This window comes from Alteromonas ponticola (assembly GCF_012911815.1).
GTDB classification, from domain to species: domain Bacteria; phylum Pseudomonadota; class Gammaproteobacteria; order Enterobacterales; family Alteromonadaceae; genus Alteromonas; species Alteromonas ponticola.
In genome coordinates, this window is the sequence record NZ_JAATNW010000002.1 from 63,250 (window position 1) to 82,825 (window position 19,576).

Below are 19,576 nucleotides of genomic sequence, written 5' to 3' on the forward strand. Positions count from 1 at the left end.
AACAAACAAGTTATGCAACGTCAAAAGGGGCTAACTCTGGTAGAAATGATGATCGCACTGGCGATTATGGCCATTTTGATCACAGTTGTCGCACCCAATGTGCAAACCATTTTGGTGCAAAATCGCATCGTAGCTGACATCAACAATTTGAGTGCAGCGATTAAACACGCCCGCTTTACCGCGGTTGACGAACAAACTGACGTCACTTTTTGCCCTACCTCAAATTACTCTTCTTGCTCTTCCAGTTGGGCTCTGGCCAAAATGGTTTTTATTGATAGCAACAATAACGGGCAGCGGGAAGACGAGGAAACCCTTATTGTCAGTGCAGATCCCTTAAGCTCGTCAAATAAGATCAGTGGTGCCACCGGTGCCGTGCTATTTTCAGCTAACGGGGGTACAGATTTGAATGCAACAGTGACCATCTGTCCTAATGATGGTGAAGTCAGTCTGGCATCAGCGCTAATTGTAACCCTATACGGACGGGTAACCACCGCCCAGGATAGCGACAACGACGGTGTAAAAGAAAACAACAGTGGTGGTGCACTTTCCTGCACTTAGTCCCAGCATTCTGCTGGCGCTCGCAAGAAGGCGTGATTCACACTCATGCTGGCACATTCCACCTCTGTTCCCTGTTTCGCTTCAGCTCGTAGCGTATAGGTAAACAGGCTGACATCCTCAATGAACACGTCAAAATCATCCAATTCAGGGTATTGCAATTCATCTGCACTGGCATAGACTCCATTGGCCAGCCTGAAGCGCTCTTGTAGAAGTTGTAGCTCCATTAACTGAAGCTGTGCTTGTTTAACTTTTTGTCGTTCATAGTAAGCCTGATAGGTGGGTGCTGCCAGCCCTGCCACGATAGCCGTTAACGCTAATACAACGGCAGATTCAAGCAACGTGTAGCCTTTATGTCTATTACCTTTCACTGCTATTTTCCTTTCTTTCGTACAGCTAAATTTTGCGTCGATTAAATGTAGAATGCGCTGACTCTACATAAAGTTATGCCGACAAACAGCTAGCGATCAGGACAGTTTTAGCAATGGAAAAGCAGGGTTACACATTGGTGCAGGTTATGGTTGTGGTGAGTATTATCAGTATACTCTTGACCGCTGGTATGCCCTCTTTCACTGACTTTCAGCAACGACAACATCTGCAACAAATTCTGCTTAACGCCCACCGCTTGTTTAACGAAGCCAGGCAGCTGGCGATTTTAAATAAAAACACCGTAACAGTTGTGGTGGAAGCCAGTGATAACTGGTGCATCGGTGCAACTAAAGAGGCGATGTGTGATTGTCACCAGGTTGCGTCCTGTTCGCTTAACGACAGACCCATGCAGGTAAGCGGCACTCATACGGGTATCAAACTCGCCGATACGCGTAAGCAGGCGATCGCGAAAGTCATGTTTGCGGGAGGCTACGGAACTGCGTATGGTTCCGCCACGACACTGACCTTTACCAGTAACATTGGGGTTGGCAAAGTGGTTATCAACAACTTGGGTAGGGTCAGACTATGTGCTGACAACAGCACGTCCATAGGACTTCCGCAATGCTGAAACCTGCACACGGATTTAGTTTGATTGAATTACTTATAACCATGGCAATGAGCGTCGCTTTGTTCGCGGGGGTAATAACGCTGACATCACAATTGCTCACCAGCCAACGACACCTTAGCGCCAGTTTGGAAGTTGAAAACGAACTCAGTCTGATTGAAGAAATTCTCACGAATGAAATTCGTCGAGCAGGTTACAACGAGCATGCCGTGGAGCTGTTTTTATCAAGGCAGCGCTCACCTTTTCTCCCTGCTATTACCCTGCGCGAAACTGGCGTAGAAGGTATTGCCGATTGTATTTTATTCAGTTACGACAAAAATAGAAACGGGATCCTGGACACGGGTATTCCAGATGAGCGGTACGGATTCAAATTACATGATAAGGCACTAGAAGTGAGACGAGACGGTGCCACTTGCGAACAAGGCGGTTGGCATGACCTGACCGATCCTCGAAGCGTTAAGGTCACTGACTTTGCCCTATCTCAATACATATCCCCTGCGGGAAGTCGCTTTTTATACATACACATAAAAGCCCATCACACACAATTTTCGCAGCTTCTGCACGAAAGAAAGCTGATATTTAAGGTAGAAAATGGATAAGCAATTAAACCAAAAAGGAATGACATTATTAGGCCCAGTGACGCTGTTGCTTTCGTTAGTCATAACGGCACTGCTGCTGTGCAATAAAATGCTACTTAGCGCATATGCGATAAAAACAGTGTCGCTTTTTGCGGATAAAACCGAAGATCTTGCGCACAACCGCTTGAATCGGTTACGCGCTGCGTTATTAAATACTGAAAATACGATTGCGATCGTGGCGGACGGTCAGCGCGTGATCGGTGAACAACGTGTGGAAATTAATGACATGTCGCTACCGCTGTTGAGTCTTGAAGGTCAGGCCAGGATGCACAACAGCGAACGGACCATTGTTGAGTCCGTTATTAAATCACCGCTCCTGTTAAATATTCCTTCGAGCCCACTTTCTATTTCTACCTTTCTTCCCCGCGACGCTAAGATTGAACTGGCATTACCGGAGCCGTTAGTCGCTTCTGGCAAATTCTTTAGTCTGTGGAGTGCTAAGTCAGTTTCGACTGAAACCAACCAACAGGTTAGTTGTATCTGGGACGACTTCATTCAGGGCGAATGCCAGTTATGGCCACTTTCATCAAGCGCACACCCGGGTAACGATTTTTTCATTGCAGATACACAGTTTCCCTCCGATTTAATCCGTTTTCTATTTGGCGTCGAGACGGCATCATTAGGTTTAATCGAAAATTATAGCGCAACACTGATTGAGAATTGCCATGCGCTTAATGAAGGTAGCAGTGGATTGTTTGTGGTCAGCACTGACTGCACAGTTGCAGCGCTTTCGGAGGTAGGCACGGTTACCAACCCCGTATTGGTGATTGCAAAAAATAACACCCTGAAGTTGGGCTCTGACGTGGTGTTTCATGGGCTGTATGTTGGACTATGCCTTGATTCGGCAATTTCTTACGACATCATCATGCATTCCAGCGCGTTTATCGATGGGGCCCTTATGACCAACTGTGCGGTCAGCAGCCAGTCCTCGATTCGAGTAAGTTATAACCCGTCATTACTTACTGCACTGCAGGGCATTGCGAAGTTACAGCAACTACACCGCATTCCTGGCTCATGGAGAGACTTTTGATATGCGTGAGGCAGGCTTTAATTATGTTGAATTGTCCATCACCAGCGCAGTAATTTCGGTGTCTGCACTGGGAATATTGTCGTTGATGGCAAACCTTACCACGTCAGTACAACAATTAAGCGTAATCAGTCAGGTTCGTTCTCAGGCCCAAAGCGAAATGACAAACGCATTGATTCAGTCATCGCACTTTAAATCGTGGCCAATGGTCGCTACAACCCTGGAAAAAAAGCCATCTGAATATTCAAAGGCGTTTACCAGCAAACAGAGCAAATTGACCGAGATTACTGTTACCAGCCGTCAGGAAGGTAAAGATTTTGTAATCAAGCACACCGTTACACTTACCACGCTTGCTGCTTCGCCGTTACCGGTTCACTCAATCTTTACGATAAATTTAGCCCATAAACCGGATTAAGTTCTACTAACAGGACCAGCAATATTCAGCGTCAGCCACTGCGCCATTATTATCTTTATCCCAGGCTTTGCGACCGTCACTGAAGTAAAATAGCGCGCCATCCCCAGCCACCGCAGAACCCGTTACCGGAGTCGCTTTAAGTTGAAACGCCAAGCTGTTAGCTTGTTCGATGGATAGCGTGTAGCGTTTGTTAGATACGGGTTCGCTGGCCGGGGAATGGGTGGCAAAAATCGCTGGTGCTCCCGTATTTGCACCACCACTGGCAGCGGCCTCATAGCTGAAGGTGCCACTGTGATGACGCTCCATTGCTGCTGCTAGCGACATTAGATCAGCTTGTGCCGCGCCCCGGTAGCTGCCGGTCATCACAGATTGATATGAGGGATAGGCAATTGCAGTAATGATGCCTACAATTGCGACCACAATCATCAACTCAATTAAGGTAAAGCCAGCCTGCGTGGATGTTAGTTTTTGACCCATGAATTATTCTCTCTCTGTTTCCGTTTTCCAGCTACCACGTTGAATACGTTCAAATTTTCCGTAAATGTTGCGCGCCAGGCAGGCAAAGTCAGATAGACACTCTTCCTGATTGCCATCTTCGTCTTCACTGATAACGGCCGAAACGCATTCTGTTCCCAGACAGACGACTGGTTTTACAATCTCTTCAATGAGGATTTTCGTTTCAGGCGCAATTCCGGTTTGTTTAAGTTGCGCATATCGATCTTTGGCATCCAGATTATTGTTTTGATTCAAATCATCGACCGCATTGCCATTAAACATATTGACCAGATACGCACGGCTATTTCCTGTCGGTGGGGCGCAGGCACTTTCACTGCTGCTCGCTGGCACGTAAGTAGTAAAGAATACTTTATAATCAATGATTAACGGCGAAGAAAGCACTTTTTCACCTTGGGTTGTAAGTCGAATGTACCACCCCGATTTAGACGCAAACAAATTGGCGGCCAACTCTCTTTCCGCCGCGTCGCTGCTGCTAAGCGCATGGTCAGTGGCATCGTATAGCGATGATTCGGTTACACCGGTTTCAAACACGTATAAGCCGTTTTCATCACGCTGAAATACGCCCTTGTCTTTGAGCAGGTAGAAGCGGTCATCAACCACTGTATCTAATGGTGAAGCGCGCCAGCCACTGCCAATCGCTACACCATAATAGTGTTCATCGGCCAGGGCAACTTCGGTGACATCAGCACCATAATAGAAATGACGGTTATTATCTTCGTCAGAACCACCAAAATCAGCAATTTTAGCGCCTTTGATAAAGTCACTGCCCGATTCGCCATTGTAGATGTCAAACCTGAACAGCTGTCCTCCCATATCTGCCATATACATATGATCAGCGAAGCCATCGTTATCCCGGTCAATAACCGAAATTCGACCTGGAACACTGTATTGCATATCTGTCAGATTGAGGTCTGCGTCGGCATTACTCGCCTCCCACAACACAGCGCCGGTATCTGCGTCTAAAATATACAGTGCATTACCCAGGTTATCTGATGCACGAACCGGCTTACTATCCTGTTCATCGTCATAGCCACCACCGATAATCATCACATTTTTTACCGTGCTGCCTATGCGTACTTTGGTAATAGTGGGTCGGGACCAGGTTTGACCTAACTTTTCCAGTCCGGTGGTGCCTCCTTTTACACTGAATACCAACTTCGGCGATAGCTTGCTGGACACATCGAAAACATAGTAATTACGGCCTCCACGGCGCATACCAAGGTATAAATAGGTTTTATCTCCTACTGTGCGTAACACCATATCGCCGTCCAGGCCATAAATATGGTTAAAACTGGAATTATCCTTATAAAAATCGTTTAAGTTACCCATCAACTCTTTAGGGATCACCGAGAAGTTTTCTTCGCCGGTATAGGCATCAAATGAATGCAGGAAACCGTGGTTGGTGGCAACAAATATAGCGGAGTCATTGGTACCATAGTTGACAATGACCGGCTGGGAATGAATCGGATCGCCCATTTGTAAACGCACATCGGTGGTATCGCCATCTCCATCGATATCACGTACGTCGACACCGCGCGTCCATTTTAAAACAGTCTCGCGTAATTCATCGGCATTTGCTTCTGCAGAAATAGCCAGATCATCGGTGGTGATCGCGTTGTTGGATTCGTGCACAGCATTTGCCGAACTGGCAATTGAGCCGGCGCCGGTAAAGAAATACATTTTGCGCGCACTGTTTAACAAGCTGGCAGCACCGCCTTCTCGCACGTCATTACCATCTTCCAGCACCGACCAGTAGCTGTGAGAGCCATCTGCGAAAAAGCCGGTCACGCTGTCAACCGCGTCCAGTCCGTTTTTATCCAGAATGCGATCACCGTCAATTTTATATTTTTTCAAATTACCGGGCCAAATCGTTCCTTCTGACGGTTTAAATAACGCGAAGTACAATTCATCGCGGTGTGTTAAGCGGTTTAACTGGTTCACTGCGACACCCGGTGAAACGAAAGTGGCGTTTACGTCTTTCACTGAGCGTAAAATGGTCTGAAACGCTGTAAGCAGTTCGGCGCTGTCATCGGCTTTGTAAAACCCGCCACCACTTTGAACCGCAAGCTGGTTCAGGAAATTATTCGCTGTAGTATTGGCAGCAAAACCAATAGTGTGCGTGATAATTCGCTTATCTATTGCCGACGTTTCCGCTTTACTCAAATTCTTCACTAAATCCAGGCCGCATTCTTCACCGCCTTCGCCGGTGCAATTATTAGCAAGTAGAGATTGGATCTTAGCAACACTGTGATTGTTATTCGCCTCCCCATCTGACAGAAGTACAATGTGGTTGTTTGTCTGACATTGTAAATCAGTTACCGGAGAGACGTAGGTCGCGCCGGCGGGAATGTATTCAGTGATACACGCGTTATCGCTTAAATTACTTTCCAGACACCCCGCAGCCCGCACTGGGTCGCCGCCGATGTAGGAGGCCCTATGGCTGACCCGTGTACTTCTTCTTACCGAGCTGCTCACATCCGACTGACCACGTGTAAGACCGTAATCCACATCCCTGCCACCATAGTAAAGTGCCGCTTCGTACAGCGTATCCACAATTGGTGTAAGACCATTGGCATTCAGCTCATCAACTTTACTGATAAGATGATCGCGCACAGTTGCTGACGCGCCAGGCGTTGCATTACCTTTATAACGAATAACCAATCGCGGCGCGCCAGAAGGTCGCCCCTTGTAGGTATAGGCACCTCGTACACCGGAGAAATCACTCAATACAAACGCCATTGCGTTTCCGGGTGTCCAGCCACCGCGGTCCACAATTTGCTGGACGATGGTCATCAGTTCCGGGGTTTGATAATCGTAGTTACGGAAAAAGGCAGGAACCGCCCATGAGATACCGGTAGTCTTAGGTAAGTTTCTTACCATGTAACGTTGGTGAGGGTGAAAATCGGCGACGTTATCCTGCGCCACACCGCGGATTTGCATCGAAGCGCTGTATCTCCAGTCCGTGTCATAGGCGGTAAACTCAAGATAGGCCTGTAATATTTCAGCGCCCTGTGGGATATTGATATTGTTAAAGCGAATGCCGATGTAGTCATTATATTCCGCATTAAACGTCAACTCTGTCCCGGTGGAATCATGACCATTTGATTTTTCTTCCACGTTGTCTTTGGTGGTTTCAACCTGGTAAACCGATTCTCCGGCAATACATCCGGTAGCAGTGGTCTCGTCGTAGGTCACCACCAGCTGCGGTGAACCACCCTCCCCCTGATCATAGGATTTCACCTTACGGCTACTACCACTGTCGGAGCTATTGCCGGTGATCAGAATACTCATTGCCTGACCACCACACCATGCCCCTTGATCCACTACTTCCTGCACTACGCTGCCCAGATCAGGGGTAGTAATGATCTCTTCACTTAATGGAAACACATTGTCAGAGTCCCACACGATTTCATTAGCGGTCTTGTTTCGCGATGACAGATTGTTCGAGGCATTGCTAAAGGCTGCGCTATCGCCGGTGAGTTCACCCCGAATGGCAAGGCGCGTAGCGGGAAAGTTCAAGCCGCCTGAGGTAAAGCGGATATAAGCACTGGTGATTGTTGCACCTTGAGGGATATTTAAGTTGGTAAAGCGCATGCCAGCAAGCACTTCACGGGTTCCATCACTTAACTTGATATTACTTGATGAAAGCGAGACGGAGCCATTAATCTCATGCGCATCATCGTTGCCGTTGGCAGTGGAGGTGATAATCTCGGGGCTGACTGCTTCATCAATACTTCTTACCGGAAATAGTACCGGCCCACCGTAATCTGAAAAACGCATTAACCCCGCATTGATATTTGTCGCTGTGCCTAATGCCTCTTTCAGCGCATTTTGCACGCGCAACATGCGTGACTCATTTCCATTATCCATACTACCCATACTGCCGGAGGTATCCATAATGAACAGTACATTGGGATTGTAGGTAACCGCGGAAGATGAGGTGCCCAGATAGATGTCCAGGTCATCCGCAACGGCGGACCAGCCAATACATCCCCAAAGCGAGACGGAAAGTATGATACGGGTTAAGTGCTTCATCACTCTCTCCAATTACTGCGATGCCGGGGCTAACACAGCGGCTGCTAACGAGTTAGCGACCACTGTGGCTTTTTCAGCGACTCTGCCACAGCCCCGGATAATAAATACGTGACAGTTAATATTACTGCCGCCAATTACATTGCTTGAACCACGACAAGCCTGCTCTCGCACAAACGCGGTGCGCGACCAGCTTTGTGTAGCCGGCTGATCCTGATAATTACCTTCGGCAACATGACGAGTTCCCGTGTTGAGGCCATTTGTCGTCATTCTGCGGTTGATCCAATCGGTCTGGTTAAAACAGCTTAGGGCATCCACCTCGGGATCAAAGGAGTTCCCCTGGCGTGCCTCCGAAAGCGGATCGAGCAAGGTCTCGTCTGCCAACAAGACTTCATCTTCCGATTCAAAAAATACGCCGGCAATGGCAGCTTCGGCCGCGTCAAATGCCATCCCGGTTTGTTGCATGGACATCGCCATTTTGGATTGCGACAAACTGCTGGATACTGCACTCACACCTAATATGGTGAGGGATAGTAAAACTAATAATGCAAAAACCAGAACGACACCCTGTTGCTTCATTGCGCGTTCCTCACAAAGTTCTTCATGTTTCTTAATGTCAGTGTTTTCGAAAACACTTGAAAATAATGGCTTTTATCTACCGTCACCGCAGTTTCATTTAATACTGCGTATTCAGGTGCGATGGTCTGCTGCACCTGCCCACGGTCACTTTTTAGTAATAACCCCAGCCGAATAGCAATGACGTGCTGGTTGTTCAGGCGCAATGCCGCCAGCTCGTCAGCAGTAACGTACCGGACCGCCTGCCCTTCAGAAACGGTGCTTTGAGCACTAACTCCATACTGGACCTGAAAACTTTCAATATTATCTAACAACACAACTGAAACCGGTGTGGTGGTAGCAACCTTTAGTCCTCGTAACACACGCCCATCATAGCCGGTACATTTCAACTGACTATTGGAAATGAAATAGTGATTTACCACGTGAAATTCGTCGTCCGCGGCATAGCCGTGTCGGCTTCCCGTGCAATCCATGCTGCCGAGAAGATTGATAACAAGTTCATCGTGTGCGCCAGAAATGCCTTGAGATGCGCCCAATGTCGCATTGTTGACGTAGTCACCTGCCAGCGCGACCGGTCGATTCTGGATCCAGCCAGCCTCAACAACTAAATCGGTACTGTTATCGACTCTGGCAGAAACCTGATCGTATCTTCCGGCCTGGATCAGCTCTCGGGACAGTCGCTGCATGATGAACCGACCTGATTCCTGTACCTGCGCAATAGCGTCATTTAATGAATTGGTGACTTTGCTACTAACCAGTGACTGAATAATTGCACCAGAGATAACCAGTCCAAGTACCAGCGAAATCATCAACTCAACTAATGAAAAACCACGCTGCTTCATAAGGTAATATCCTTAAATACACAGGCGAAACTATCTCCGTCAGCAGGGTTACAACGGTCATTCAGGGTATACTGTCTATTGGCACTGCTACTCACTGGCCATTGCAGCATAATTTGCACACGCGAGCCGGCACTGCAGACATCAGCGTCACCCGCTTTGTTATCCATGCAGGAGACGGATAATAATGTCTGTGGATTGGTCTGGACTGCTGAGCACGACAACGCCCAGCCATCATATTCAGCCATTTGAGATTCGTTGCATTCACCGTCTTCACAATTGGGTACATCGGCAGGGCGAGACAGGCAAAAACATTTGTAGGGATGGCTGCCACCAGTACAACTTAGGGTGGCAAAATTATAAGTGTCAGCGGAAAAATAATCGTTATGTACGACCAGCCCATCTCCCACCGTGGCGGCACGCGTGGCTGCGCGCAAGCGTTCGGCGACTTGTTGGGCGACTAATTCAGATTGTGTACGACTGATGGCATCTTTGTTGGCAAATGAGCCCACAAACTGCAGTGAAGCGACACCCAGCAAACCAATAGCCAGTATCACCAACGTGATAAGGATCTCGATTAAACCTACGCCTGACTGTCTGACACTTTGTGTCATTCGCACTCACCTAATAGACTATTAACACATGCTAATCCTATATCAGGATCAGGTTTTATAAAGTATCAACAGGTAAGGGTGTGTATTGATTTCAATTCGCGACACACGCCCAATCCACCATAATGTCTTTTCACCTGAGTAGGGATTGGAAGTGTCTGTTACAAAAAATGCGCGTTAAAAATGCTGGCGCTGATGATACTCTTAGCTTAGCTGACCTGGCGAATACGCAATTCTTTGGGCACCGCGAATTCGACATTTTCTTCGCGTCCCGAGCGCTCAGTCGCCTTGGTTGCTCCCCAGCTTAGCAGATGGTCCACTACCCCTTTTACCAACACCTCTGGGGCAGAAGCGCCTGCTGTTACCCCAACGTGTTGCACATTTTCAAGCCACTCACGCTGAATGCAATTCTTATCGGCAATCAGGTACGCCTGTGCACCTACTTTTTCGGCCAGTTCGCGCAAACGATTAGAGTTGGAGCTGTTCTGTGCCCCGACCACCAATAGAACTTCGCAATCCTGCGCGAGTTCTCTCACCGCATCCTGGCGATTTTGAGTAGCATAACAGATGTCATCTTTACGCGGCCCCTGTATGGCAGGAAAGCGCTCGCGTAAGGCATCAATAACATCGGCGGTGTCATCCACCGATAAGGTGGTTTGACTGCAATAATAGAGTTTTTCCGGATTCTTTACCGTTAGTCGGCCCACGTCTTCAATCGATTCCACCAGGTAAATGCCACCCGCGTCACTATTATACTGGCCCATGGTGCCTTCAACTTCTGGATGTCCGGCATGCCCTATCAGAATACATTCAGTTCCGGTTTTACTCGCGCGGGTCACTTCCATATGCACCTTTGTCACCAGAGGACAGGTTGCATCGAACACTTTCAGGCCCCGATTAGCCGCTTCATTTCTGACGGCCTGTGACACACCATGCGCAGAGAAAATCACAATACTGTCATCGGGAACTTCATTCAGCTCATCCACGAACACTGCACCGCGGGCTTTTAAGCCATCCACAACAAAGCGGTTATGTACCACTTCATGGCGAACGTAGATGGGGGGTTTAAACATTTCCAGCGCACGTTCAACAATTGTAATAGCACGGTCTACTCCGGCACAAAACCCACGGGGGTTGGCTAAATGAATTTGCATACTGATTGACCTTACTGTTGTGTTGCCAGTGGAATTATATCAATAATTTCCACATCAAATATCACTGTTTGTCCGGCAAGCGGGTGATTAAAATCAACCGTAACTGAGTCCCCCGCCAGACTGCGAATGATACCGGGGACTTCTGAACCATCAGGCTGCGCAAACGCCATGATCATCCCCTCCTCCAGCTTCATATCGCTGCTAAAGCGGGAACGATCCATATGATGGACATTATCCGGATTGGGCTGACCAAACGCATCGTTTGCGGTCAGGGTAAACGATTTGCGTTCGCCCTTACTCATACCTTTCAGGCAAGCTTCAAAGTTTGGTGTTAAACTGCCGTCACCCAACACCAGCTTTGCTGGCTTGTTGTTGACGCGGGTGCTGTCAGCAGCCGAGCCGTCTTCCAGTTTTAAGTCAAAGTGCATAATGACCTGGCAATTTTCTTCAACTTTCAGGTTTGCTTCAGTCATTTTTTACTCCGTTTGTCGCAGTGTCCGCAGGCTTTTGTTCCTGCGTGTCTTTATTAATAAACATATCGATAATTAATAGCCCAGCGCCAATAAAGATAGCACTGTCTGCAATATTAAATGCCGGCCAATGCCATTGACCCGCGTAAAAATCAAGAAAGTCGATTACGTAGCCATAAGCAATACGGTCGTACACGTTACCGACCGCGCCACCTAAAATGAATGAGAAGGCGACGGGCAACAATTTTTGCGATTTTGGCGACTGCTTTAGCCACCAGAAGATCACAATACTGACCACCACCGCAATCCCCGTAAAGAACCAACGCTGCCAACCACCCGCGTCACTTAAAAACGAAAACGCCGCGCCATAATTATGTACGTACGTTAAATTGAAGAATGGCAATACCTGAATTGACTGATACAGGTTCATTGAATCCCTAACCGCAATTTTAGTCCACTGATCCAGAATCAGCACAATCATGCTGATCCATAAAAATCGCAGACCGCTCTGGGTGATACTTTTAAGCATAATGGCGTTGCTCTCCTTCGCCATCTACGTTGGTAATACACCGGCCACATAAATCGGGATGCGCTTCATGTGTAGTAACGTCTTCTCGCACATGCCAGCAGCGCGAACACTTGCTGCCACCCGCTTTACGTACTTCAACGGCTAACCCTTCCACCTCGGTTTGTACCGCAGCGGGTGTTTTTTCATTTTCACTGAATACGTGTGCTTTCGATGTGATGAGGACAAAGCGCAACTCGTCTTCCAACTGCAGTAGCTTTTCCTTTAACCCGTCATTGGCATACAGGTGAATTTCCGCTTCCAGCGAGCCACCTAAGCGCCCTTCTTTACGCGCCTGCTCCATGGCCTGATTTACTGCATCTTTTACCTTAAGAATTTGATGCCAGTAATCGTCGTTTAACTTAGTCTCACCACTAAATGCGTCTAGCCCCTGATACCAGGTATGGGTGAACACAAATTCTTCTCGTTCACCTGGCATTTCCTGCCAGATTTCCTGTGCGGTAAAACTGGTTATCGGAGCCAACCATCTGACCAGCGCTTCAGCAATGTGGTACAAGGCCGTTTGACAGGAACGTCGGGCAACACTGTCTTGTTTTGCGGTGTACTGACGGTCTTTGATGACATCCAGATAGAAGCTACCTAGCTCAATCGAACAGAAGTGCATGAGCTTTTGCGTCACAACTAACAGATCATAACGCTCATAGGCATCAACAATTTCTTGTTGCAGCGCCTGTGCGCGCTGAACTATCCAACGATCCAGCGCTACCATCTCGTTAGCAGCAACCGCATGTTGTGAAGGTTCAAAACCATTCAGATTAGCCAATAAGAAACGCGCGGTATTGCGCAAACGGCGATACGAGTCGGCCGCGCGTTTGAGGATCTCGTCCGATACTGCAATTTCGCCACGGTAGTCTGTTGATGCCACCCACAAACGTAAAATGTCAGCGCCCAATTTATCGGTTACCTGCTGCGGAGCAACGACGTTACCCAACGACTTAGACATTTTCTTGCCATGTGCATCTACGGTGAATCCATGCGTCAGCACTTCTTTGTACGGGGCATGCCCATGCATTGCGGTTGAGGTCATTAACGATGACATAAACCAGCCTCGGTGCTGGTCTGAGCCTTCGAGATATAAATCAGCACTGGCCGGCAAATCATCACGACGGTCAACCACAAAATAATGTGTCACACCTGAGTCAAACCACACATCCAGGGTATCCAGTACCTTTTCGTAAGCATCGACCTCATCACCAAGCAGGATTTGGTCATCCATATCCCACCACGCCTGGATCCCTTTTTGCTCTACCTCAACAGCGACCTTTTCAATAATGTCGCTGGATTGCGGATGCAGTTCACCGGTCTGTTTATGTACAAACAATGGAATAGGGACGCCCCAGGTCCGTTGACGTGAAATACACCAGTCGGGACGCCCTTCAACCATTTTCTCGATGCGGTTTTGTCCCCATTCCGGGATCCACTCCGTACGTTTTATCTGCTCAAGTGACTGATAGCGCAGACCTTGTTTGTCCATGCTGATAAACCATTGCGGCGTCGCTCGGAAAATAATTGGCGTTTTGTGACGCCAGCAATGCGGGTAACTGTGTTCGTAGTTAATATTAAGTAACAATAATCCGCGCTCGGCCAGCGTCTCAATAATGGCTTTATTGGCTTTAAACACGAACTGGCCACCAAACAGCGGCGTGTTGTCTAAAAATACGCCGTTATTACCCACCGGGTTATACACTTCAATGTCATAGCTTTTACACACATTAAAGTCATCCACCCCGTGAGCAGGCGCAGTATGAACACAGCCAGTACCAGATTCGGTGGTAACGTGATCACCTAAAATTAATGGGACTTCGATACCTGCAAAAGGATGATGGACTCTACAGTTTTCCAGAGCTGAACCTACACAGCTGGCAATTTCTTTAAAATCACTGACACCGTAGCGTTGCACTGAACTTTCCATCAGTTCATGTGCCAACACCACCCACTCTCCAGAGTCGACCAGCTCCACCAATGAATAGGTTAATTCAGGATGCAGACTGATAGCGCGGTTGGCCGGTAACGTCCATGGGGTGGTGGTCCAAATCACCACACTTGCATTGTGTTTTTCCAGTTGTTTGGTGGTCACCCCAAAAGCAGCGGCAATGGCTTCAACATCAGCCACGGGAAATTTAACGTCAATTGCTGGAGAGGTTTTATCTTTATATTCCACTTCAGCTTCGGCTAATGCAGAGCCGCAATCTGTGCACCAATGCACTGGCTTGAAGCCTTTTTCAAGGTGGCCTGAGCCGACAATTTTACCTAACGCACGAATGATGTCTGCCTCAGATTTAAAATCCATGGTCTTGTATGGATTATCCCAATCACCAAACACACCCAGTCGTTTAAAATCTGCCATCTGGCCATCGATTTGCTTTTGCGCGTAGTCACGACATTTTTGACGAAATTCCGCCGCGGTTACCTTATTGCCAGGCTTACCTACTTTCTTTTCAACCACCAGTTCGATGGGCAATCCGTGACAATCCCAACCAGGTACATAAGGCGCGTCAAAATCAGACAAGGTTTTTGATTTAACAATAATATCTTTAAGAATTTTGTTTACAGCATGACCGATATGGATATCGCCATTCGCGTAGGGAGGGCCATCGTGCAAAATAAAGGGTTTTTTACCTGCTTTAGCTTCACGAATGGCGTTATACAATTTTTTTTGCTGCCACTGCTCAATCATTTTAGGTTCGCGTTGCGCCAGATTTCCACGCATTGGAAACGGCGTTTCAGGTAAATTAAGTGTTGCTTTGTAATCACTCATAAAGATTTTCTTTCCCACTATTCTTTTCGTGGCTTGGACTAAATTAAATGGTTAATGCAATTCGGGCAGCATCAGCGTCTAGCTGAATCTGCTCTTTTAATGCTTCAAACGAAGCGAATTTTTTCTCGTCTCTCAACTTCGCCACCGGATAAACAACAATTGGCTGACCATATAACGATCCGTTAAAGTCAAACAAATGCACTTCTAAAAGTGTGCGGGAACCAGAAACGGTAGGACGGCTGCCCACATTAGCAACCCCCTGATACATTTGCTTATTGACGCCTACTCGCACTGCGAACACACCATGAACCGGAGTATTGCAACGATTCATAAACACATTTGCCGTTGGGAAACCGATAGTGCGCCCTTTCTTATCGCCGTGAACGACTTTCCCACGCACCGCAAACGGCCTGCCCAGCATTTCTTCTGCCAGGGCAAAATCACCGACATCCAGCGCTTCGCGAATGGCGGTAGAACTAATACGACAATTATGCATGCGAAAGCTACGCGTACTGGCAACGGCAAAGCCGTCACGTTTGCCGGCTTCTAGCAGCATATTAAAGTCGCCCTGCCGGCCTTTGCCGAAGCGAAAATCATCACCCACTACTAAAAATTTTACGCCGAGGCGCTCAACCAGCAAATCATGCACAAACGATTGCGCCGACTGACTGGCAAATTGTCGATTAAAGCGAACACACAATAATCTATCTACCCCTAGCGCACGCAACATTTCATATTTATCACGCAAAACACTGATGCGAGCAGGCGCATGCTCAGGGTTAAACACTTCTTCGGGCTGCGGTTCAAACACCATCACGGTTGCCGGTAGCGCCATTTCACGTGCCTTGCGGATCACATTAGACAACACGGCCTGATGCCCCCGATGTACGCCATCAAATTTACCAATGGTTAGCACACACCCCTGATGATGGGGGCGAATATTATGTAATCCCCGAATAAGTTCCACTGCGCGTTACTGACTGCCGATTTTGATGATGAAATAAAACTCGCGATTATAAACGAGACGCGCCACATTACCAATCACCGATTGCATTTCGCTTAGTAACTTGCAGATCGAAAATGCCTGATTCGTGTGCCCAGCAGCAACATCACCGCGGCAAACGTGACTAATGCCAGGACAATGGTCAGCGAAACATGCCAGATTTGTTCTGCCAAAGATAACGAATTAAAAACAACATCCATATTGAACCAGATTATGGCAGCTGCCATACACGCGCTGGCAACTATAATACGTAGTAGAAAGTTGCGGGTGACCGTACTGATTTTAAATACATTTTGTTGCTGCAGCGTGAAGTAAAGCAACCCCGCGTTCATGGTGGCGGATAAACTGGTTGCAATGGCCAGGCCCACATAACCGTAGGGAATAGCGAAAATTAAGTTAAATACCATGTTGGCAACCATGCACCAGATACCGTATTTAACGGGTGTTTTTAAATCCTGACGGGAATAGAACCCGGGGGCCAGCACTTTCACCAACATAAAACTGAGCAATCCAAACGAATATGCAGTCAACGAATACGATGCCATTCTGGCTGTTTCTGCGGTAAACGCACCACGTTGAAAGATCACCGTAAGAATTTCTTCTGCCATCACCCCCAGTCCTACTGCTGCAGGGAGCCCAAGTAAGCACACCATTCGTACTGCCCAGTCCATATTGGCGCTGAACGCTTTTAGATCGTTGCCCACATGATTTTTTGACAAGGTGGGGAGAATGACAGTGGCGATGGCAATACCAAATAGCCCAAGCGGAAACTCCAATAAGCGGTCGGAGTAATACAACCAACTTATCGAGCCTGTCATCAGAAAGCTGGCAATGAAGGTATCGAAGAGCAAATTTATCTGACCTACTGACACGCCAAAAAGCGCCGGAATCATCAGCTTTCTGACTTTCAGTACGTTCGGGTCGTGCCACCCCCATTTGGGTTTGACTAACAGCCCGGCCCGGTACAAAAAAGGCAATTGAAAGCTCAGTTGCAGGATTCCGCCAGCGAATACGCCCCAAGCCAGCGCAAACGCAGGTTGTTCAAGCCCGGGTGCGATATATATGGCGCACAAAATAATTGCCACATTCAGCAGCACTGGTGTAAACGAGGCAACAGCGAATTTATTTAAGGTATTTAAGATCGCCCCAGCCAGACCCGTTAGCGACACGAAGGCCAGGTAAGGAAAGGTGATTTTGAGCATCAGCGAAGCCAGTTCGAATTTAGCTCCTTCAGGACGGTCCTGCAGCCAGTCGATGAACCAACCGGTTCCAAAGATAGCCGCCAATACTGGGGATGCGATAACCCCGATAAGCGATACGATAAAAACGATTGCACCCAGCGTCCCTGATACCTTGGCGATAAATTCGCGTAGCTTTTGCTTGTCATCTTCGTGATGAACTTCAGTCAGTACCGGAATAAACGCTTGTGCAAATGCGCCTTCGGCGAACAGTCTACGCAAAAAATTAGGAATTTTATTAGCAAAGAAAAATACGTCAGCTGCCGCGCCATCCCCCATCAACCGAGCAACGATAACATCTCGAGCCAAACCCATAACGCGCGAAATCAGCGTCATGATGCTCACAATCAGGCCGGATTTTAATAACTTTCTCGACACGTAAATTTCACTTATACTGCGTTGCTGCCTTCGGGCGTCCATCATAGCTTAAGGTGCTTGCAGGAAAAAGCGGTATGCAGGCAGGTTTAAGATTTTCTTGAAGAAAATATCACCTTAAAGAAAACGGTTGGACATTAGCACGATAAAAACGTCGAAATAGTTTGACATTTGCTCAGTTGCTAAGCATAATCCGCACCCTCGTTTTTGACATGAATTTATTTTGGGAGTTACACCTTGGCTAACATTAAGTCTGCTAAGAAACGTGCAATTCAAGCCGAAAAGCGTCGTCAGCATAATGCAAGCCGTCGCTCAATGACTCGTACCAGCATCAAGAAAGTAGTAGCGGCTATTAATAGTGGCAACAAAGAAAGCGCGCAAACCGCTTTCGCCGCGGCCACTCCTATTCTTGACAGAATGGCTACCAAAGGTTTGATTCACAAGAATAAAGCTGCTCGTCACAAGAGCCGTTTAGCTGCGCAAATCAAAGCGATGAGCTAAGCTGGTTATTAAACCTTGCAGTTAAAAAAGCGCCTTTTGGCGCTTTTTTTGTACGTGAATGTTAACCCGGTGTCAGTGTACACACGTTAAGCAGCGGTACCCGGTTGAATAAACGTAACCTGATGGCGCTGTCCAATGTCAGGCATCTTCATCAAATCGTCAGGCAGTGTCTTTACGGTATCGTTAATTTCCTGAAAGAATTGGTGAGAATGTCCTGGCGATTCAAAGGCGATGAGTAAGCCTTCTTCGTCAGACAGCCCTTTAAATGCATGTACCGCATCCGCGGGGGCTAACACATAGTCACCTTCCCTCAAGACATGCTGATCACCATTTAGGATAAATTCTACCTCCCCTTTCAGCACGTAAAAGGCTTCATCCCAGGGATGTTGATGCGGTGGCGCTCCAAGCCCCTTCGGTACGGTATTAAGCATGCTGGAATAGCGGCCCTGGGTGTCATCCGTTGTACACAGAAATTTGATTTGCATACCCAGTACGTTCAACCAATTCCCGTCCTGAGCCCGTTGAATTATCGGAGAGGTTGTCATTATCTTGCCTTTTGTCATCTCACTATAGATAAAAAGTAGTCGGCAGCATACAATAAGTCAACGTGGCACAACCTATGACATTGTTAATTTATGAGTGCGTTACTTGAAAAAAAAGCCGCTTTTACCATAAGCCTCATCCTTGATGCGGCCAGTGAGTTGCTGGAAGAAATTGAAATACAAGAGTTGAGTTTCAAAAAAGTGTCTGAGCGCGCTGATATATCCCAACGGACCATGTTTCGTTATTTTAAAACCCGAGACGAGTTCCTGGATGCGCTTACCGCTAAACTTTACGCCGAGCTGGCGTTGCCGGAGGTACCGGATAACGTAGATGCGTTAGGCGACTACATTGCAACCCTTTATCATAAATTAGATGCTCAGCCCCGCAAAGTGATGGTTTTACTGAGCGCCGACTTGCTACCTCGCATCTTAAAAACTACAGCGAAACAACGTCTGGCAGCACTGGAGTCCTTATTGGAACAGTCGTTTCCCCGCGCCGACGCCACTGATATTAAGAAGACCGCCGCAAATCTTCGCTATGTGATGAGTGCTAGTAGTTGGCGGTATTACCGCATGCATTTTGAGTTTACTCAACAAATGGCAACGGAATGCGCACAATTATTTGTTTCCCAGGCAATCAATTACTTGCACTCACAATCTGAATAGCCCTACAACGCCATAATGCAGATTACCAGCGCTTTTCAAAATAGATTAGTAACTAACTTCAATTGGCTGTTAAATTCAGG

20 protein-coding genes are annotated in these 19,576 nt (G+C 47.6%); 7 read left to right on the top strand and 13 right to left on the bottom strand.

The window, feature by feature from the left end; all coding sequences use genetic code 11:
• Positions 1–12 precede the first annotated feature (12 nt).
• The gene (locus tag HCJ96_RS02800) at positions 13–558 is read left to right on the top strand and encodes a GspH/FimT family pseudopilin (protein WP_169209530.1); all 546 of its coding nucleotides are present in this window, start codon (positions 13–15) and stop codon (positions 556–558) included.
• Here the strand turns inward: HCJ96_RS02800 and HCJ96_RS16260 are convergent.
• Positions 555–926, bottom strand: a complete 372-nt coding sequence (locus HCJ96_RS16260; protein ID WP_169209531.1) for a type IV pilin protein — start codon at positions 924–926, stop codon at positions 555–557. The genes HCJ96_RS02800 and HCJ96_RS16260 overlap by 4 nt on opposite strands.
• Before the next feature lie 113 nt (positions 927–1,039).
• Here HCJ96_RS16260 and HCJ96_RS02810 point away from each other — a divergent pair, with 113 nt between their 5' ends.
• Genes HCJ96_RS02810 through HCJ96_RS02825 form a run of 4 tightly spaced genes read left to right on the top strand, consistent with a single transcriptional unit; the run spans position 1,040 to position 3,629 of the window.
• A complete protein-coding gene (locus HCJ96_RS02810; RefSeq protein WP_169209532.1) occupies positions 1,040–1,552 on the top strand; it encodes a GspH/FimT family pseudopilin in 513 nt (170 codons plus the stop codon).
• Positions 1,546–2,148, top strand: coding sequence for a prepilin-type N-terminal cleavage/methylation domain-containing protein (locus tag HCJ96_RS02815; RefSeq protein ID WP_169209533.1), 603 nt, complete (start codon positions 1,546–1,548; stop codon positions 2,146–2,148). Before HCJ96_RS02810 ends, HCJ96_RS02815 begins: the two co-directional genes overlap by 7 nt.
• Entirely contained in the window at positions 2,141–3,217 is a 1,077-nt protein-coding gene (locus tag HCJ96_RS02820; protein WP_169209534.1) for a hypothetical protein, read from the top strand. The genes HCJ96_RS02815 and HCJ96_RS02820 overlap by 8 nt, the downstream gene beginning before the upstream one ends.
• A 1-nt stretch (position 3,218) precedes the next feature.
• Positions 3,219–3,629: a type IV pilus modification PilV family protein gene (locus HCJ96_RS02825; RefSeq protein WP_169209535.1), complete on the top strand. Its 411-nt coding sequence runs from the start codon at positions 3,219–3,221 to the stop codon at positions 3,627–3,629.
• A 6-nt stretch (positions 3,630–3,635) separates the two neighbouring features.
• On the opposite strand, the gene HCJ96_RS02830 is transcribed toward HCJ96_RS02825, so the two are convergent.
• The 11 genes from HCJ96_RS02830 to murJ form a co-directional block, all read right to left on the bottom strand.
• Positions 3,636–4,106, bottom strand: a complete 471-nt coding sequence (locus HCJ96_RS02830) for a type IV pilin protein (protein WP_169209536.1) — start codon at positions 4,104–4,106, stop codon at positions 3,636–3,638.
• A 3-nt stretch (positions 4,107–4,109) separates the two neighbouring features.
• The gene (locus tag HCJ96_RS02835; RefSeq protein ID WP_169209537.1) at positions 4,110–8,180 is read right to left on the bottom strand and encodes a PilC/PilY family type IV pilus protein; all 4,071 of its coding nucleotides are present in this window, start codon (positions 8,178–8,180) and stop codon (positions 4,110–4,112) included.
• A 12-nt stretch (positions 8,181–8,192) separates the two neighbouring features.
• Positions 8,193–8,756, bottom strand: coding sequence for a PilX N-terminal domain-containing pilus assembly protein (locus HCJ96_RS02840; RefSeq protein WP_169209538.1), 564 nt, complete (start codon positions 8,754–8,756; stop codon positions 8,193–8,195).
• Positions 8,753–9,595 (bottom strand): PilW family protein, encoded by an 843-nt coding sequence (locus tag HCJ96_RS02845; RefSeq protein WP_169209539.1) that lies wholly within the window; start codon positions 9,593–9,595, stop codon positions 8,753–8,755. Before HCJ96_RS02845 ends, HCJ96_RS02840 begins: the two co-directional genes overlap by 4 nt.
• Positions 9,592–10,206: a type IV pilus modification PilV family protein gene (locus HCJ96_RS02850; RefSeq protein WP_169209540.1), complete on the bottom strand. Its 615-nt coding sequence runs from the start codon at positions 10,204–10,206 to the stop codon at positions 9,592–9,594. The genes HCJ96_RS02845 and HCJ96_RS02850 overlap by 4 nt, the downstream gene beginning before the upstream one ends.
• Before the next feature lie 206 nt (positions 10,207–10,412).
• Positions 10,413–11,357, bottom strand: a complete 945-nt coding sequence (gene ispH, locus HCJ96_RS02855) for a 4-hydroxy-3-methylbut-2-enyl diphosphate reductase (protein WP_169209541.1) — start codon at positions 11,355–11,357, stop codon at positions 10,413–10,415.
• A gap of 11 nt (positions 11,358–11,368) precedes the next feature.
• On the bottom strand, positions 11,369–11,830 hold the full coding sequence (gene fkpB, locus HCJ96_RS02860; RefSeq protein ID WP_169209542.1) for an FKBP-type peptidyl-prolyl cis-trans isomerase: 462 nt from the start codon (positions 11,828–11,830) through the stop codon (positions 11,369–11,371).
• Positions 11,823–12,356, bottom strand: a complete 534-nt coding sequence (lspA, locus tag HCJ96_RS02865) for a signal peptidase II (protein WP_169209543.1) — start codon at positions 12,354–12,356, stop codon at positions 11,823–11,825. The genes fkpB and lspA overlap by 8 nt, the downstream gene beginning before the upstream one ends.
• Positions 12,349–15,171 carry an isoleucine--tRNA ligase gene (gene ileS, locus HCJ96_RS02870; RefSeq protein ID WP_169209544.1) on the bottom strand — a complete coding sequence of 941 codons (2,823 nt, stop codon included), beginning with the start codon at positions 15,169–15,171 and terminating at the stop codon, positions 12,349–12,351. The genes lspA and ileS overlap by 8 nt, the downstream gene beginning before the upstream one ends.
• Positions 15,172–15,214: 43 nt before the next feature.
• A complete protein-coding gene (gene ribF, locus HCJ96_RS02875; RefSeq protein WP_169209545.1) occupies positions 15,215–16,138 on the bottom strand; it encodes a bifunctional riboflavin kinase/FAD synthetase in 924 nt (307 codons plus the stop codon).
• A gap of 92 nt (positions 16,139–16,230) precedes the next feature.
• The gene (gene murJ / locus HCJ96_RS02880) at positions 16,231–17,790 is read right to left on the bottom strand and encodes a murein biosynthesis integral membrane protein MurJ (RefSeq protein ID WP_169209546.1); all 1,560 of its coding nucleotides are present in this window, start codon (positions 17,788–17,790) and stop codon (positions 16,231–16,233) included.
• A gap of 234 nt (positions 17,791–18,024) precedes the next feature.
• On the opposite strand from murJ, the gene rpsT reads away from it, so the two are divergent.
• Positions 18,025–18,288, top strand: coding sequence for a 30S ribosomal protein S20 (gene rpsT, locus HCJ96_RS02885; RefSeq protein WP_169209547.1), 264 nt, complete (start codon positions 18,025–18,027; stop codon positions 18,286–18,288).
• An 86-nt stretch (positions 18,289–18,374) separates the two neighbouring features.
• Here the strand turns inward: rpsT and HCJ96_RS02890 are convergent, their stop codons facing one another.
• On the bottom strand, positions 18,375–18,833 hold the full coding sequence (locus HCJ96_RS02890; protein ID WP_169209548.1) for a cupin domain-containing protein: 459 nt from the start codon (positions 18,831–18,833) through the stop codon (positions 18,375–18,377).
• 90 nt (positions 18,834–18,923) lie between these two features.
• On the opposite strand from HCJ96_RS02890, the gene HCJ96_RS02895 reads away from it, so the two are divergent.
• A complete protein-coding gene (locus HCJ96_RS02895) occupies positions 18,924–19,496 on the top strand; it encodes a TetR/AcrR family transcriptional regulator (protein ID WP_169209549.1) in 573 nt (190 codons plus the stop codon).
• Positions 19,497–19,576: the final 80 nt, after the last annotated feature.

Bases quoted from the DNA above. Each gene is read 5' to 3' on its own strand.
- HCJ96_RS02800 (WP_169209530.1), top strand. From the start codon at position 13: ATGCAACGTCAAAAGGGGCTAACTCTGGTAGAAATGATGATCGCACTG.
- HCJ96_RS02810 (WP_169209532.1), top strand. From the start codon at position 1,040: ATGGAAAAGCAGGGTTACACATTGGTGCAGGTTATGGTTGTGGTGAGT.
- HCJ96_RS02815 (WP_169209533.1), top strand. From the start codon at position 1,546: ATGCTGAAACCTGCACACGGATTTAGTTTGATTGAATTACTTATAACC.
- HCJ96_RS02820 (WP_169209534.1), top strand. From the start codon at position 2,141: ATGGATAAGCAATTAAACCAAAAAGGAATGACATTATTAGGCCCAGTG.
- HCJ96_RS02825 (WP_169209535.1), top strand. From the start codon at position 3,219: ATGCGTGAGGCAGGCTTTAATTATGTTGAATTGTCCATCACCAGCGCA.
- HCJ96_RS02830 (WP_169209536.1), bottom strand. From the start codon at position 4,106: ATGGGTCAAAAACTAACATCCACGCAGGCTGGCTTTACCTTAATTGAG.
- HCJ96_RS02835 (WP_169209537.1), bottom strand. From the start codon at position 8,180: ATGAAGCACTTAACCCGTATCATACTTTCCGTCTCGCTTTGGGGATGT.
- HCJ96_RS02840 (WP_169209538.1), bottom strand. From the start codon at position 8,756: ATGAAGCAACAGGGTGTCGTTCTGGTTTTTGCATTATTAGTTTTACTA.
- HCJ96_RS02845 (WP_169209539.1), bottom strand. From the start codon at position 9,595: ATGAAGCAGCGTGGTTTTTCATTAGTTGAGTTGATGATTTCGCTGGTA.
- HCJ96_RS02850 (WP_169209540.1), bottom strand. From the start codon at position 10,206: ATGACACAAAGTGTCAGACAGTCAGGCGTAGGTTTAATCGAGATCCTT.
- ispH (WP_169209541.1), bottom strand. From the start codon at position 11,357: ATGCAAATTCATTTAGCCAACCCCCGTGGGTTTTGTGCCGGAGTAGAC.
- fkpB (WP_169209542.1), bottom strand. From the start codon at position 11,830: ATGACTGAAGCAAACCTGAAAGTTGAAGAAAATTGCCAGGTCATTATG.
- lspA (WP_169209543.1), bottom strand. From the start codon at position 12,356: ATGCTTAAAAGTATCACCCAGAGCGGTCTGCGATTTTTATGGATCAGC.
- ileS (WP_169209544.1), bottom strand. From the start codon at position 15,171: ATGAGTGATTACAAAGCAACACTTAATTTACCTGAAACGCCGTTTCCA.
- HCJ96_RS02890 (WP_169209548.1), bottom strand. From the start codon at position 18,833: ATGACAACCTCTCCGATAATTCAACGGGCTCAGGACGGGAATTGGTTG.
- HCJ96_RS02895 (WP_169209549.1), top strand. From the start codon at position 18,924: ATGAGTGCGTTACTTGAAAAAAAAGCCGCTTTTACCATAAGCCTCATC.